The sequence below is a fragment of the Vibrio sinaloensis genome, assembly GCF_000808535.1.
GTDB lineage: Bacteria > Pseudomonadota > Gammaproteobacteria > Enterobacterales > Vibrionaceae > Vibrio > Vibrio sinaloensis_D.
In genome coordinates this window covers 131,553-146,240 of the sequence record NZ_JWLV01000012.1, presented here as the reverse complement: position 1 = coordinate 146,240, position 14,688 = coordinate 131,553, and the positions used below count along the sequence as shown (strand labels likewise).

The following is a 14,688-nucleotide window of genomic DNA, read 5'->3' as shown; positions in this document are numbered from 1 at the left end:
TTGTGGAACTGATTTCTATGGGCCAAGCTGCAAAAGAAGCAGCGTTTCAACTGGCGACAGCATCAACGGCACAAAAAAACAAAGCACTCGCTATTATCGCCGATGAGCTAGAAGCCAATGCAAAGATTATTCTTGCCGCGAATGCAAAAGACATTGAAAAAGGGCGTGAAGCAGGGCTGACAGAGGCACTATTGGACCGTCTTCTGCTTAACGAAGAGCGCTTATCTGGCATTGCGAATGATGTGCGCAATGTCATCAGTCTTAATGATCCGGTTGGTAGCGAGTTAGACAGCAAAGTACTTGAAAACGGTATGTCCCTTTCTCGTCGCCGTGTACCACTTGGTGTTGTCGGGGTTATTTACGAAGCGCGTCCAAATGTCACCATCGACATCGCAGCCTTGTGCTTAAAAACGGGTAACGCGAGTATTCTACGCGGTGGTAAAGAGACGTTCTTTTCTAACATGGAGTTGGTTAAAGTCATTCAATCTGCGTTGGCAAAAGCGGGTCTACCTGCGGCGTCGGTTCAGTACATTGAAAAGCCTGATCGTGAACTGGTTTCGCAGCTTCTAAAACTCGATGAATACGTGGATATGATTATTCCACGCGGCGGAGCTGGCTTGCACAAAATGTGTAAAGAGAACAGCACGATTCCAGTCATCATTGGTGGTTTTGGTATCAGCCACATTTTTGTTGACGAAAGTGCCGATCTTGAAAAATCGCTGAACGTGGTTGAGAACTCGAAAGTGCAACGCCCATCAGCTTGCAACTCACTAGATACGCTACTTGTGCATGAAAAGGTTGCGGCGGATTTCTTACCAATGCTTGCTGAGCGTCTGGTGGACAAAGTTGCTCTAGTTGCAGAGCCAAAAGCGAAAGCCTTGTTATCAAGCGCGAAAGACTTGCGTGACGCGGGTGAGGGGGATTTTGACACCGAATGGTTGAGCTACACGTTAGGCGTTAAAGTGGTTGCCGATGTCAAAGAAGCCATCGATCACATGCGTGTTCACAACGCGAGCCACTCGGATGCGATCATGACAAATAGTCTCGAGAACTCGGAATTATTCATCAATTCAGTGGGTTCAGCGGCGGTTTATGTTAACGCATCAACACGCTTTACGGACGGTGCACAGTTTGGTTTAGGTGCTGAAGTGGCGGTCTCTACGCAGAAACTGCACGCTCGTGGTCCTATGGGCTTGGAAGAGTTGACAAGCTACAAGTGGGTCGGTAAAGCGAACTACTTGCCGCGTAGTTAACAAAACAACCTAAAGATTGATTGAAAAAGGGGCTATCTAGCCCCTTTTGCTTTTCTTGTGATCTGCAAATCCGCTACACTGTCGAACACTTATATGGAGGTGATATGCATTGTCCTTTTTGTTCTGAAAACGATACTAAGGTAATCGATTCCCGATTGGTGGCTGACGGTCATCAAGTTCGTCGTCGCAGGCAGTGCCTCGCGTGTAGTGAGCGATTTACGACATTTGAAACCGCAGAGTTGGTCATGCCCCGAGTTATTAAGTCGAATGGCAACCGTGAACCATTCAACGAAGACAAAATGGTGGGCGGACTTCAACGAGCGCTAGAGAAAAGGCCAGTCAGTGCGGATGCGGTCGATGTATCAATCAGTTTGATTAAGTCGCAGCTTCGAGCGACGGGTGAACGAGAAGTACCGAGCGAAATGATTGGTAACTTAGTGATGGACCAGCTTAAAGAGTTGGACAAAGTCGCATACATCCGTTTTGCTTCGGTTTACCGTAGTTTTGAAGATATTCGTGAATTTGGCGAAGAAATTGCCAGACTGGAAGACTAACTGCAGGTGTAAAGGAATGTCTCAATTCACTGAAACCGATTTCAACATGATGTCGCGGGCTATATGGCTAGCAAAAGGCGGCATCTATACCACTGCGCCCAATCCAAACGTTGGCTGCGTGATCACGCAAAATGGTGACATTGTCGGAGAGGGCTTTCACTACCGAGCGGGTGAGCCTCATGCCGAAGTTCATGCCTTGCGAATGGCAGGGGACAAGTCGGTAGGAGCCACTGCGTACGTGACTCTAGAACCTTGTTCTCATTACGGGCGAACGCCGCCATGTGCTGAAGGGCTGATCAAAGCGAAAGTTGCCAAGGTGATATGCGCAATGCAAGACCCGAACCCTCAAGTCGCTGGTCGCGGTATTCAAATGCTACGTGACGCTGGGATAGAGGTGGAAGTGGGCTTGTTAGAGCAAGACGCTATCGCTCTCAATCCGTCTTTCATCAAACGAATGCAAACGGGCTTGCCTTTTGTACAGCTAAAAATGGCGGCGAGTTTGGATGGACAAACGGCATTAGCCAACGGTAAGAGTCAGTGGATTACGTCAGAAGCCGCGCGCCGAGATGTACAAAGATATCGAGCTCAAAGTGGTGCTGTCCTCTCGACAAGCAAAACCGTCATTGAGGACAATGCTTCTCTTAATGTCCGCTGGAGCGACTTACCCGAGTCAGTAAAAGCTCAATACTCTGAATCTCAACTGCGTCAGCCAGTCCGTGTCATTCTTGATCGCCAGAACCAACTCACCACCGAGCTTAAGTTGTTTCAAGCTGGGGGAGAGACGTTAATTGTTGGGCCTGAAGGCGACGTTGAAATGACCCTCAATGCGGATCAGCAAATCTCACTTCAAGATACGTTTGCTACATTAGCAAGCGCGCACAATATCAATCATATCTGGGTCGAGGCTGGTGCAACCTTAGCAAGCAGTTTGCTCCAGCAAGATTTAGTCGATGAACTCGTCATTTACTTAGCGCCTAAAATCATGGGTAGCGATGGTCGTGGTTTGTTAGGAGCGCTAGGATTAGAGTCAATGAGCGACGTCATTGAGCTTGATATCAAAGATGTAAGACAGGTGGGTAAAGATATCCGCATTGTTGCCACCATATTAAAGAAAGAAAATTAAGCATGTTTACAGGTATTGTTGAAGCAGTCGGCACTCTCACTGCAATTACGCCTAAAGGCGAAGATATTAGCGTTACGGTCAATGCCGGTAAGCTAGACATGGCGGATGTCAAATTAGGCGATAGCATTGCGACCAATGGTGTTTGCCTAACGGTTGTGGCATTTAGCGAAAATAGCTATACCGCTGACTTATCGCTTGAAACGCTGCAGAAAACTGGTTTTGCAGATTACCAAGCGGGTGACAAGGTCAACTTAGAAAAAGCCATGTTGCCGACAACGCGCTTTGGCGGCCATATTGTCTCTGGGCACGTGGATGGCGTAGGTGAAATCGTAGAACGTAATATGGTTGGTCGCGCGATCGAGTTTTGGGTGGCGATGCCGCAAGAAATCGCCAAATACGTCGCAGAAAAAGGCTCAATTACGGTCGATGGTATCAGTCTGACGGTGAATGCATTACGTAAGAATGCCTTTAAGCTCACGATAGTGCCGCATACAGGTGAAGAAACAACCATTGCTGACTTCAATGTGGGCCGAAAAGTGAACCTAGAAGTAGATGTATTAGCACGCTACATGGAGCGCCTTCTGACCTGCCAGCAAGAGCAACAACCAGAATCAAAAATCACCATGGAATTTTTACAACAGAACGGATTTGCTTAAGTTAACCTTGCGTTGTTAACTCACTCAATTAGCCGCTAGAAGCCAAGATAGGAATGCAAAATGCCAATTAGTACCCCGCAAGAGATTATTGAAGATATTCGCCTAGGTAAAATGGTTATCCTAATGGATGACGAAGACCGCGAAAACGAAGGTGATTTGATCATGGCGGCAGAGCACGTGACGCCAGAAGCGATCAACTTTATGGCAACTCACGGTCGCGGTTTGATTTGTTTGACGATGACGAAAGAGCGTTGTGAGCGTCTTGGCTTACCTCCGATGGTGCAAGACAATAACGCCCAATATACAACCAACTTTACCGTTTCTATTGAAGCCGCAGAGGGAGTAACAACCGGTATTTCTGCGGCAGACCGTGCGCGCACGGTACAAGCGGCGGTTGCGAAAGACGCCAAAGCTGCTGACTTGGTTCAACCTGGTCATATTTTCCCACTAGCGGCGCAAGAAGGAGGCGTGCTAACCCGCGCAGGGCATACTGAAGCAGGCTGTGATCTCGCTCGTCTTGCCGGTCTAGAGCCTGCAGGCGTGATTGTTGAAATCCTTAATGACGATGGCACCATGGCGCGTCGCCCAGATTTGGAAATCTTCGCTGAGAAGCACGGCATCAAGTTAGGCACTATCGCAGACCTTATCGAGTATCGCAATAACACCGAAACGACCATCGAACGCGTCGCGGAGTGTAAGCTTCCAACCGAATTTGGCGATTTTAATTTGGTGACATTCCGTGACACTATTGACAACCAAATTCACTACGCGTTGTGCAAAGGTGACTTGACCGGTGACGCTCCGTTAGTACGTGTTCACTTACAAGATACCTTCACAGACTTACTTCATAGCGATCGCAATGCTGAGCGTAGCTGGACACTCGATGCTGCAATGAAGCGTATCGGGAAAGATGGCGGGGTATTGGTCATCTTAGGCAACGAAGAATCGACGGACTTGCTGATCCACCGTGTGAAAATGTTCGAAGCGCAAGACAAGGGCGAAGCTCCGACGTTGGCTAAGAAACAAGGTACATCACGCCGTGTTGGGGTGGGCTCTCAGATCCTTGCAGACCTTGGCGTCCATGATATGCGTTTGTTGTCGTCGGCAAGCAAGAAGTATCACGCCCTAGGCGGCTTCGGTCTTAATGTGGTTGAGTACGTTTGTGAGTAATCGCTAACACGCACTTTGATGAAGAGGGCAAATGTTTCAGCATTTGCCCTCTTTGTTTTCAATCTGTTGTGAACAAGGCGGGTAATGCTAAATTTCCATTAGATATTGCTCACAGATTTGTGCTAGAATCCGGCGATTCTCACTTGATGAACATAGTTAAAGGAAGGCTTATGAAAGTGATCGAGGGTGGCTTCCCAGCGCCAAACGCAAAAATTGCTATCGTTATTTCTCGTTTCAACAGTTTTATTAACGAAAGTCTATTGTCTGGTGCAATCGATACTTTAAAACGTCATGGCCAAGTTAGCGAAGACAACATTACTGTTGTTCGTTGTCCTGGCGCTGTAGAGCTTCCTCTTGTTGCTCAACGCGTAGCAAAAACAGGCAAGTACGATGCGATCGTATCTTTAGGTACTGTTATTCGTGGCGGCACTCCACATTTCGACTATGTTTGTAGTGAATGTAACAAAGGTCTTGCGCAAGTTTCTCTGGAATACAGCCTTCCAGTTGCATTCGGCGTACTGACGGTTGATACAATTGACCAAGCAATCGAGCGCGCAGGAACCAAGGCTGGTAATAAAGGTGCAGAGGCTGCACTAAGCGCACTTGAGATGATTAACGTTCTTTCTGAAATTGATTCCTAATGGGGGCCAGTGTGAAACCAGCCGCACGTCGTAATGCACGTCGATTTGCTCTACAAGCAATCTACTCTTGGCAAATTACTAAAGAAAATGTTGCTACGATTGAGGAGCAGTTTTTGTCAGGTGGCAAGTATGATGAAGAAGAACATCATGCCTCAGAGCCTGCACTTTCTACTCCAGACACAGACGTTGCATACTTCCGTGACCTACTAACAGGTGTTGTGCTAAGTCACACAGAGCTTGATAGCAAGATTCGTCCGTATACAGCGCGTCCAATGCAAGATTTGGACATGATGGAGTTAGCATTGCTTCGTCTAGCGATGTACGAAATGACACGTCGTGAAGATGTGCCTTACAAAGTGGTGATCAACGAAGCGATTGAACTTGCAAAAGTGTTCGCTGCAGAAGAGAGCCACAAGTTCGTGAATGGTGTACTTGATAAAGCAGCACCACACGTTCGTAAGAAGTAATCGAATACAGAATATAAAAAGGTCAGCATCTGCTGACCTTTTTTATAGGTATAAAGACACCCAAAACGAAAACAAGAACGCTATGTCAGGTGAATTTAATCTCATTGAAAAATACTTCGTCGGCCGTCAAAAGCAGCGCAACGATGTTTTGCTCGCCGCTGGTGATGACTGCGCCTTAGTTCAAGTGCCTCAAGGTTTGTCAGTGGCCATCAGCACAGATACCTTAGTCGCGGGAACACACTTCTTGGCAGACGCCGAGCCCGCTTTGGTAGCGCATAAAGCGTTGGCTTCTAATATTAGCGATTTGGCTGCGATGGGGGCGACCCCTGCCTGGGTTTCGTTCGCACTAACCATGCCTGAGCCAGATGAGGCATGGCTTGCCCCATTTTGTGAGTCGTTTTTTTCACTCGCTGACTACTTTGGTATTCAGTTGATTGGCGGCGATACGACGAAAGGTCCACTTAGCTTGACCTTAACGGTTCAAGGGCTAGTGAATCCTGAAAAAGCGCTGCGTCGCAACGGTGCTAGGGTTGGCGACCGTATCTATGTCACGGGGAATCTTGGCGACAGCAAAGCCGGACTGGATGTGATCTTGTCTGCTCTGCAGAAAGATAAGCCTTATGCATCTGAGTTAGAGCAGCGACATTACCTATCGTCTCCAAGGGTGTTAGTTGGTCAAGCTCTATTGGGGCTGGCAAGCTCAGCCATCGATATTTCGGATGGCTTAATATCCGATTTAAAACACATTTTAAAACGTTCTAATGTTGGCGCGAGTATTGACGTATCAACGCTTCCTGTTTCTAATGAGTTGGTTCAGTTTCTAGGTAGTGCTGAACAAGCGCAACAGTACGCATTGTCGAGTGGCGAAGAATATGAACTGTGCTTTACCGTCCCTGAGCAAAACCTAGGTGCTATTGAGAGTGCGCTCGCGCATTGCGGCACCCAGATTACCTGTATTGGTCAAATTCGCCCAGAAGGTATGTTTGAGATTCACTCTCAAGGTAAAGCGCTCGATTGGACGCTTTCAGGTTACGATCATTTCAACTAATTAAGCAGTATTATGGCAAACCCTTTATCTCTTATTTCTCTGAAAAATCCGTGGCATTTATTGGCGACAGGGTTTGGCAGTGGCTTATCCCCAATCATACCTGGCACTATGGGAACGTTAGCTGCGATCCCCTTTTATTTATTGCTAGTGCAACTGCCTTTACCCCTTTACCTTGTCGTTGTTGCGGCCGCTTGTGTGGTTGGCGTTAAAATTTGTCAGGTCACCTCCGATGATATGCGGGTTCATGATCATGGCTCGATTGTTTGGGATGAGTTTGCTGGCTTTTGGATTACGATGCTGGTTGTGCCACTGTTTAACCTCTCGGCGACAGACTGGAAATGGTTATTAACCGGATTTGTGTTGTTCCGTTTCTTCGACATGGTGAAGCCTTGGCCAATTGGTTGGCTCGATAAACGAGTCCACGGCGGGTTAGGGATTATGCTCGATGATATCGTTGCTGGGGTGATGGCAGGCTTTGCCCTTTACGCTGTAGGCAAGTACGCAGGTTGGTTAGGGTAAGCAAGAGATTACCTGCTCTAATCGAAAAAGGGTTGGCATCATAACCAACCCTTTCAATCAACTATCTACTTCAGTTTATCCAGATCCGCCTCGATCTCAGCGATCTTACTTGAAACCACCTTCTCTAGATGACGCAGGTCAGACAAGATTTTCTCTTTAACGTCCAACTCTGCGGAGGTTTCTGGCTTAGTGATCTTATTCAGTTCATCGATAACCAAGGTTAAGTTGCGGTTGATTTCTGTCACTTCTTTGTATTTGTGACTACCGCTGTCAACCAAGACATTTTTCACCTGTCTCGGGTATTTAAACTTAACGCTTTTCGCAAACAGCTCTCCTTTTTGCTTACGAAAATAGATTTTCAACACATCCTTATGCGCTTCTTGACGGAGTGAATAGCGCTCAATCTGTTTAGGTTCGTGAATCCCTAAACCAGTGAGGTGTGGAAACATAGGCTACCTCTTTATTTGTGTGTTATACCAATCAAGACAATACGCAATAAAGCGTTTGGTCGGGCTTGGATTATTTACTGAACACTAAATAATGTAGCAGCCTATTCACGTTGTAGATAGTTGATTTTTCGAACAGTGTAACAACTTGTGGTCAAGATCGCTTAAGGTGCTAATTCTGCCACATTGCTCACTAATAGCTCCCTTAATTGGTTTTCTTCTTGATCGGTTAATTTTCCACCATTTTCACTCGTAATGATGAATAAATCTTCTGCGCGTTCACCTATGGTCGTGATCTTGGCAGCGTGTAAGTGAACATGAAGGTCAGCGAAGGTTGCACCGACAGTCGCCAATAAGCCTGGAGTATCCAATGCAACAAACTCCATTAAGGTACGCTTTTTACTTTTCGTTGGCAGAAAATCGACCTGAGTTTTGACGGTAAAGTGCTGCAAATTACGAGGGACGCGGCGAGTTTTGATTTTAGTCGGGCGTCCATCTTGCAAAACGTGAGTGAGGTGTTTAATGACCGCTTTGTGGCGACTCTCGTCGACGACTTCACCATGTTGATCCAACACCATGAAAGTATCGAGAACATAACCGTCTTTGCTGGTCATAACTTGCGCATCGTGAACGTTAAAGTTACGTCTATCCAACTCAGCGACCACAGTAGCAAACAGCGCATGTTGGTCTTTACTGTAGACGAACACTTCGGTGCCCCCACGGGTCGCTTTCTTAGAAATCAGGATGAGAGGCTGAGAGTGATCTTCGTGGCGAAGAAGATGCATACAGTGCCATGCGATCTGTTTGTGTGTGTGTCGTAGGAAGTAGTCCGCTTTGAAGCGTTGCCATAGCACTTCGATTTCACGCGCGTTGAAGCCCTCTTTGCGCAGTAGAGCGGAAGCCAATTGTTGGTTGTGACGAATACGCTCGCGCACATCCACTGGGTTCTCTAGCCCGCGGCGCAGTGCTCGTTGGGTCGAGTAGAAAAGCTCAGCCAATAACGTGCGTTTCCAACTGTTCCATAACTCTGGGTTGGTGGCACAAATATCGGCGACAGTAAGGCAGACGAGGTACTCCAGATACTCTTCATCGCGAACCTGTTTGGCAAACTCTGTGATCACCTCTGGGTCGTAGATGTCGCGTCTTTGCGCTGTGACGGACATTAATAAGTGATGACGTACTAGCCAAGCCACAAGCTTAGCTTCAGGTTTAGAAAGCCCGTGCTCAATGCAGAAGTGATAAGCTTCCCCTTCACCAATCACTGAGTGATCACCCCCACGTCCTTTACCGATATCATGGAAAATAGCGGCAATGATCAGCAATTCTTTCTTTTGAATTCTCGGGTAGACTTCACAGCAGATCGGATGCTTATCGTGATTTTTCGCGTAGCTAAAGGTGTTGATATGTTTGAGTAAGCGAATACTGTGTTCATCAACCGTGTATACATGGAAGAGGTCAAACTGCATCTGGCCGACAATTTGGCTCCACTGTGGCAAGTAAGCGGCAAGGACCCCCAACTTATGCATCAAACTGAAAGCTTTGTGCAGAGCATTTGGGTGGCGGCACAGCTCTAAAAACTTTTCGCGAGCTTCGGGAATCGTATGTAGGAACTTGTTCAAACGACGCCTTGCAGTTCGAAGTTGGCGCATGGTTGGAGGCGCAACCCCTTCAATGGTTGAATCGTTGGCGATATGTAAGAACATGTCGAGAATCGTTTCAGGGCGAGCTTGGAATAGGGCAGGCTTACGCGCTTCAATCAAGTGACCTCGGCGTTGAAAGTCGTCACTTAGCACTTCTGGCTCAGCTTCGACACCGTTCTCCAAGATGGCTTGATCGAACAGCTTGAGAAGCATTTTGTTTAACTCTGCGACACGGCGTAGCGTTCGGTAGAACTCTTTCATCATCATCTCGACGCCACGATTGCCTTCGCCGCTAAAGCCTAAGCTTTCGGCCACCTGCGCCTGATGAGCGAAGGTTAGGCGGTTGTCGTAACGTTTTAGTTCGATATGCAGAGCAAAACGCACGCGCCACAAGAAATCTTGGCACTCAACCAACTCTCGGTATTCTGCATCGGTTAAAAAGCCGTAACGACTCATCTCAAGGAGTGACGTTGCGCCGAAATGTCGACGGGCAATCCAACTTAGGGTGTGGATATCGCGAAGTCCACCTGGGGTAGATTTGATATCCGGCTCTAGGTTGTAGGTGGTGTCGTGATAGCGAGCATGACGATCTTTCTGCTCTTTAATCTTCGCTTTGTAGAAGACTTCACTTGGCCAAAACGATTCCGAGTGAATCACCATTTTTAGCTGGTGGAAGGTATCTTCGCAGCCACAAAGTAAACGAGACTCTTGTAAGTTCGTGGCAACGGTTAAATCTTCTCGCCCGATAGTCGCACACTCTTCTACGCTGCGAACCGCATGACCCACTTCCAATCTAAGATCCCAAAGTAACGTAATAAACTCACTGACTTTGGTCGCAAGAGATTCTGGCAATGTTTTGCGTGACACAACCAAAATATCAATATCGGAAAGAGGATGAAGCTCTCCTCGGCCATACCCCCCGACGGCGACCAAACTGATATTAGGTAGCTCGGAAAAACCAAAATGTTGCCATAAGCGGTTGAGTAGCAGGTCAATGTACTCAGCTCGCCCTAGCACTAGATCGGTGACCGGATGATGAGTTAAAAATTCCGTTTTTTGGTAGTCGGCAAATTTTTCTAATTGGGCTTTGAGTTCACTGATGGTGATTTGCTGATCATCGAACGTCAGCGGGGATTGAAAAGGCATACAGCAAGTCCGTGCAAAATAGTCCTATCGACCAATTTAACAGAAGGGTAGATAAAAAAATATCCCCGACTGAGCGGGGATATTAAGTGTATTGGTTACAATTAAGCGTTGTTCATCATACGCGGGATTGTGTCGTCGCTACGCAGTGTGAGCACCTCGCAGCCAGTACTGGTCACCAAAATGGTGTGTTCGTACTGAGCTGACTTCTTACCGTCACCGGTGTACACCGTCCAGTCATCTTCCGCATCAACCGTCACACCAAATTTTCCCGCGTTAATCATTGGCTCGATCGTGAAGCACATGCCTTCTTTCAGCACGCGACGATCATTGTTTTTATAGTGGACAATTTGCGGTTCCTCGTGGAACTCGTTACCAATGCCGTGGCCACAGAAATCTTTCACGATAGAGAACTTATTACGTGGGTTCTTCTTGTTGTTCTCTTTGATGTACTTCTCGATAGCGGTACCAATATCGCCCACCGTTGCGCCCGGCTTCACTTTACGCATCCCGACGTAGAGTGCTTCTTGAGTCACCATACAAAGACGTTTGTCAGCAGGAGATACCTCACCAACGAAGAACATTTTAGATGTGTCACCGTGATAACCATCTGGACGAACGCTAAGATCTGCGCCTTCTTCATTGGGGATAATTACTGTGATATCGACGTTGATAATGTCACCGTTTTTAAGTACCGCTGGCTTCAATTGACCGTTGCTGCCGACTTCATCTTGAGATGCCGGAATACCATGACACACAATGTGGTTGATGGATGTACAAATAGACTTAGGAAACCCGTGGTAATCAAGAGGTGCAGAGTACGCGCCTTTTTCAATCCCATAATCGTGACAGATTTGGTTTAACTCGTCTGTCGTAACCCCTTCTTTAATATGAGGTTCAATCATCTCTAGGATCTCAGCGGCCAACGCGCCCGCTAGTCGCATACGTTCGATTTCTTCAGCTGTTTTAATCTTGATTGACATCGGCTTTCTCTATTTACTTCGCTAGCACCAGATGGTGCGAATGGGCGCATTCTATCAGGAACAGTTGAGAATGTGTATTACTGGCAATTCCTTACTATTCGAGTGGTTGTACGCTGTTTCTTAATGATTGGATGACTTTTGCACACTAGGTGTTGGTTTTTTTACTAGCCAGATAGAGCAAAAATATGGTATAAAGCGCGCCGGAAATGTGGTCAGTTCTCTTCACTTCTCATCGATGAAGCGGCGATGCTGGTCAGTTCCATATATACTTTTATCTTTAAATCACACACATTCCGACACATATTCCGGGGTGCTGGGCAGAAGCCTAGTCGGAGTTATGGGGAATGTGGAGGCCTAACCCCATAGAGGATTTTAAAATGGCAACTGTATCAATGCGCGATATGCTGAAAGCTGGTGTTCACTTCGGTCACCAAACTCGTTACTGGAACCCAAAAATGAAGCCATTCATCTTTGGTGCTCGTAACCGCGTTCACATCATCAACCTAGAAAAAACTGTACCAATGTTCAACGAAGCTCTAGCTGAACTTGCTAAAGTTGGCGAGAAGAAAGGTAAAGTTCTATTCGTAGGTACTAAGCGCGCTGCATCTGAAGCTGTTAAAGAAGCTGCTATCGCAAGCAACCAGTACTACGTAAACAACCGCTGGTTAGGCGGTATGCTTACAAACTACAAAACTGTTCGTCAGTCAATCAAGCGCCTAAAAGATCTTGAAGCTCAGTCTCAAGACGGTACTTTTGACAAACTAACTAAGAAAGAAGCTCTAATGCGTACTCGTGAAATGGAGAAGCTAGAGAAATCTCTTGGTGGTATCAAAGACATGGGCGGCCTACCAGACGCTCTATTCGTAATCGACGCTGACCACGAGCACATTGCGATTAAAGAAGCAAACAACCTAGGTATTCCAGTTTACGCTGTAGTAGATACTAACTCTAACCCAGACGGCGTTGACTACATCATCCCAGGTAACGACGACGCAATCCGCGCAGTACAACTATACCTAAACGCTGCGGCAGCTTCAGTAACTGAAGGCCGTAACAAAGACGTAGCTGTTGTTGCTGAAAAAGACGGTTTCGTAGAAGCTGAATAATAGCGGCTCCTAGTCACACTTAGACTATGTGCAACCTTGTTGTAGCATATACTGAGTTATAGTTATCAACAGGGGCCGAAAATGTAGGCCCCTGTTTTTTACCAAATCCAGAATCAACTGAGGAATAGAGAATGGCTGTTACTGCTGCTCTAGTTAAAGAACTGCGCGAACGTACTGGCGCAGGTATGATGGAATGTAAGAAAGCGCTTGTTGAAGCAAACGCTGACATCGAACTAGCAATCGAAAACATGCGTAAATCAGGTGCTGCTAAAGCTGCTAAGAAAGCAGGTAACGTAGCGGCTGAAGGCGCAATCATCATCAAAGAAGACAACGGTGTTGCTGCTCTTCTTGAAGTTAACTGCCAAACTGACTTCGTTGCTAAAGATGGTAACTTCACTGCATTCGCAGAGAAAGTTGCAGAAGCTGCTCTAGCTTCTAAAGCTACTGTTGAAGAGCTAGTTGCTCAGTTCGAAGAAGAGCGCGTTGCTCTTGTTGCGAAAATCGGCGAAAACATCAACATCCGTCGCGTTGCTTACGTTGAAGGTACTGCAATCTCTTCTTACCGTCACGGCGAGAAAATCGGTGTAGTTGTTGCTGGTGAAGGCGATGCAGAAACTCTTAAGCACGTTGCAATGCACGTTGCTGCTTCTAAGCCAGAATACGTTAACCCAGAAGACGTACCAGCTGACGTAGTTGCTAAAGAGAAAGAAGTTCAAGTTGAAATCGCTATGAACGAAGGCAAGCCTGCTGAGATCGCAGAGAAGATGGTTGTTGGCCGCATGAAGAAATTCACAGGCGAAATCTCTCTAACTGGTCAAGCGTTCATCATGGAGCCTAAGAAATCTGTTGGCGAAATGCTGAAAGAAAAAGGCGCTTCAGTTTCTACATTCGTTCGCCTAGAAGTTGGTGAAGGTATCGAGAAAGCTGAAGAAATGAGCTTTGCTGAAGAAGTAGCTGCAGCTCAAAAAGGTTAATCCTTAGAGAAGTGCACAAAATTTAGACCGTAGCCAAGGCTGCGGTCTTTTTATGACTAGGGATGTAAACGATTAGCCGTGATGAATACTGACTGCTCAGTCTGTATTCATGACTGTTAATCAATAACTCTCTTTTTGGAAGGTAAACTCCATGACAACTAACCCTAAACCAGCGTATCAACGTATTCTGTTAAAACTGAGTGGTGAAGCTCTTCAAGGTGAAGACGGCTTTGGCATCGATCCAGCGGTACTTGACCGTATGGCACAAGAAGTAAAAGAGCTGGTTGAGCTTGGTGTTCAAGTTGGTGTGGTTATCGGTGGTGGTAACCTTTTCCGTGGTGCAGGTCTTGCGGAAGCGGGCATGAACCGCGTAGTCGGCGACCACATGGGTATGCTAGCAACAGTAATGAACGGCCTAGCGATGCGTGATGCTCTGCACCGTGCTTACGTGAATGCTCGTGTGATGTCTGCTATTCCTCTAAAAGGTGTATGTGACGATTACAACTGGGCAGATGCGATTCGCGAACTGCGCCAAGGCCGTGTTGTTATCTTCTCTGCTGGTACAGGTAACCCATTCTTTACAACCGATTCTGCGGCATGTTTACGCGGTATCGAAATCGAAGCTGACGTAGTTCTAAAAGCAACAAAAGTAGATGGCGTATTTACGGCTGACCCAGTAGCAAACCCAGACGCAGAGCTGTATGATAAGCTTTCATTTAACGCAGTTCTTGAAAAAGAATTGAAAGTAATGGATTTGGCAGCATTCACATTGGCTCGTGACCACAAAATGCCAATTCGCGTATTCAATATGAATAAACCAGGCGCACTACGTCGCGTGGTTATGGGTGAAGCAGAAGGCACGCTAATCAGCGACGCAGAGTAATTCCAATCACCGTAGCACGATTTGTGCTACGGTATTGCCTTTTGAAGACTCCCGCTTAGGCTTTCTTCGAGAAAGATTTACA

The 14,688-nt window shown here is 46.8% G+C and carries 15 protein-coding genes; 12 read left to right on the top strand and 3 right to left on the bottom strand.

The features are described from left to right. Window positions 1-2 precede the first annotated feature (2 nt). The 9 genes from RJ47_RS09440 (at window position 3) to pgpA (ending at window position 7,431) form a co-directional block, all read left to right on the top strand. Window positions 3-1,253 carry a glutamate-5-semialdehyde dehydrogenase gene (locus tag RJ47_RS09440; protein ID WP_039483451.1) on the top strand — a complete coding sequence of 417 codons (1,251 nt, stop codon included), beginning with the start codon at window positions 3-5 and terminating at the stop codon, window positions 1,251-1,253. Between the two features lie 104 nt (window positions 1,254-1,357). Continuing rightward, complete coding sequence (gene nrdR / locus RJ47_RS09435; RefSeq protein ID WP_038139576.1) at window positions 1,358-1,807, top strand: transcriptional regulator NrdR; 450 nt, start codon at window positions 1,358-1,360, stop codon at window positions 1,805-1,807. 16 nt (window positions 1,808-1,823) lie between these two features. After that, on the top strand, window positions 1,824-2,930 hold the full coding sequence (ribD, locus tag RJ47_RS09430; RefSeq protein WP_039483448.1) for a bifunctional diaminohydroxyphosphoribosylaminopyrimidine deaminase/5-amino-6-(5-phosphoribosylamino)uracil reductase RibD: 1,107 nt from the start codon (window positions 1,824-1,826) through the stop codon (window positions 2,928-2,930). A 2-nt stretch (window positions 2,931-2,932) separates the two neighbouring features. Beyond that, a complete protein-coding gene (locus tag RJ47_RS09425; protein WP_038139572.1) occupies window positions 2,933-3,586 on the top strand; it encodes a riboflavin synthase in 654 nt (217 codons plus the stop codon). A gap of 60 nt (window positions 3,587-3,646) precedes the next feature. After that, on the top strand, window positions 3,647-4,756 hold the full coding sequence (gene ribBA, locus RJ47_RS09420) for a bifunctional 3,4-dihydroxy-2-butanone-4-phosphate synthase/GTP cyclohydrolase II (RefSeq protein WP_038190727.1): 1,110 nt from the start codon (window positions 3,647-3,649) through the stop codon (window positions 4,754-4,756). A gap of 170 nt (window positions 4,757-4,926) precedes the next feature. Next, window positions 4,927-5,397, top strand: a complete 471-nt coding sequence (ribE, locus tag RJ47_RS09415) for a 6,7-dimethyl-8-ribityllumazine synthase (RefSeq protein WP_005440184.1) — start codon at window positions 4,927-4,929, stop codon at window positions 5,395-5,397. Then, on the top strand, window positions 5,397-5,864 hold the full coding sequence (gene nusB / locus RJ47_RS09410) for a transcription antitermination factor NusB (protein WP_005473507.1): 468 nt from the start codon (window positions 5,397-5,399) through the stop codon (window positions 5,862-5,864). The genes ribE and nusB overlap by 1 nt, the downstream gene beginning before the upstream one ends. A gap of 82 nt (window positions 5,865-5,946) precedes the next feature. Beyond that, the gene (thiL, locus tag RJ47_RS09405) at window positions 5,947-6,912 is read left to right on the top strand and encodes a thiamine-phosphate kinase (protein ID WP_039483445.1); all 966 of its coding nucleotides are present in this window, start codon (window positions 5,947-5,949) and stop codon (window positions 6,910-6,912) included. 12 nt (window positions 6,913-6,924) lie between these two features. Next, on the top strand, window positions 6,925-7,431 hold the full coding sequence (gene pgpA, locus RJ47_RS09400; protein ID WP_039483442.1) for a phosphatidylglycerophosphatase A: 507 nt from the start codon (window positions 6,925-6,927) through the stop codon (window positions 7,429-7,431). 65 nt (window positions 7,432-7,496) lie between these two features. Here pgpA and RJ47_RS09395 read toward each other — a convergent pair whose 3' ends face one another. The 3 genes from RJ47_RS09395 to map form a co-directional block, all read right to left on the bottom strand. Further along, window positions 7,497-7,880, bottom strand: a complete 384-nt coding sequence (locus RJ47_RS09395) for a DUF3461 family protein (RefSeq protein WP_005473565.1) — start codon at window positions 7,878-7,880, stop codon at window positions 7,497-7,499. Window positions 7,881-8,041: 161 nt separating this feature from the next. Next, entirely contained in the window at window positions 8,042-10,663 is a 2,622-nt protein-coding gene (glnD, locus tag RJ47_RS09390) for a bifunctional uridylyltransferase/uridylyl-removing protein GlnD (protein WP_039483439.1), read from the bottom strand. Window positions 10,664-10,764: 101 nt separating this feature from the next. After that, window positions 10,765-11,643, bottom strand: coding sequence for a type I methionyl aminopeptidase (gene map / locus RJ47_RS09385; RefSeq protein ID WP_038215581.1), 879 nt, complete (start codon window positions 11,641-11,643; stop codon window positions 10,765-10,767). A gap of 377 nt (window positions 11,644-12,020) precedes the next feature. Here map and rpsB point away from each other — a divergent pair, with 377 nt between their 5' ends. From rpsB to pyrH, 3 genes are all read left to right on the top strand, one after another. Then, window positions 12,021-12,749 carry a 30S ribosomal protein S2 gene (gene rpsB, locus RJ47_RS09380; RefSeq protein ID WP_038139543.1) on the top strand — a complete coding sequence of 243 codons (729 nt, stop codon included), beginning with the start codon at window positions 12,021-12,023 and terminating at the stop codon, window positions 12,747-12,749. A 131-nt stretch (window positions 12,750-12,880) separates the two neighbouring features. Further along, window positions 12,881-13,723, top strand: coding sequence for a translation elongation factor Ts (gene tsf, locus RJ47_RS09375; RefSeq protein WP_039483437.1), 843 nt, complete (start codon window positions 12,881-12,883; stop codon window positions 13,721-13,723). 151 nt (window positions 13,724-13,874) lie between these two features. Beyond that, window positions 13,875-14,606, top strand: coding sequence for a UMP kinase (gene pyrH, locus RJ47_RS09370; RefSeq protein WP_038139540.1), 732 nt, complete (start codon window positions 13,875-13,877; stop codon window positions 14,604-14,606). Window positions 14,607-14,688 lie beyond the last annotated feature (82 nt).

Bases quoted from the DNA above. Each gene is read 5' to 3' on its own strand.
- nrdR (WP_038139576.1), top strand. From the start codon at position 1,358: ATGCATTGTCCTTTTTGTTCTGAAAACGATACTAAGGTAATCGATTCC.
- ribD (WP_039483448.1), top strand. From the start codon at position 1,824: ATGTCTCAATTCACTGAAACCGATTTCAACATGATGTCGCGGGCTATA.
- RJ47_RS09425 (WP_038139572.1), top strand. From the start codon at position 2,933: ATGTTTACAGGTATTGTTGAAGCAGTCGGCACTCTCACTGCAATTACG.
- ribBA (WP_038190727.1), top strand. From the start codon at position 3,647: ATGCCAATTAGTACCCCGCAAGAGATTATTGAAGATATTCGCCTAGGT.
- ribE (WP_005440184.1), top strand. From the start codon at position 4,927: ATGAAAGTGATCGAGGGTGGCTTCCCAGCGCCAAACGCAAAAATTGCT.
- nusB (WP_005473507.1), top strand. From the start codon at position 5,397: ATGGGGGCCAGTGTGAAACCAGCCGCACGTCGTAATGCACGTCGATTT.
- thiL (WP_039483445.1), top strand. From the start codon at position 5,947: ATGTCAGGTGAATTTAATCTCATTGAAAAATACTTCGTCGGCCGTCAA.
- pgpA (WP_039483442.1), top strand. From the start codon at position 6,925: ATGGCAAACCCTTTATCTCTTATTTCTCTGAAAAATCCGTGGCATTTA.
- RJ47_RS09395 (WP_005473565.1), bottom strand. From the start codon at position 7,880: ATGTTTCCACACCTCACTGGTTTAGGGATTCACGAACCTAAACAGATT.
- glnD (WP_039483439.1), bottom strand. From the start codon at position 10,663: ATGCCTTTTCAATCCCCGCTGACGTTCGATGATCAGCAAATCACCATC.
- map (WP_038215581.1), bottom strand. From the start codon at position 11,643: ATGTCAATCAAGATTAAAACAGCTGAAGAAATCGAACGTATGCGACTA.
- rpsB (WP_038139543.1), top strand. From the start codon at position 12,021: ATGGCAACTGTATCAATGCGCGATATGCTGAAAGCTGGTGTTCACTTC.
- tsf (WP_039483437.1), top strand. From the start codon at position 12,881: ATGGCTGTTACTGCTGCTCTAGTTAAAGAACTGCGCGAACGTACTGGC.
- pyrH (WP_038139540.1), top strand. From the start codon at position 13,875: ATGACAACTAACCCTAAACCAGCGTATCAACGTATTCTGTTAAAACTG.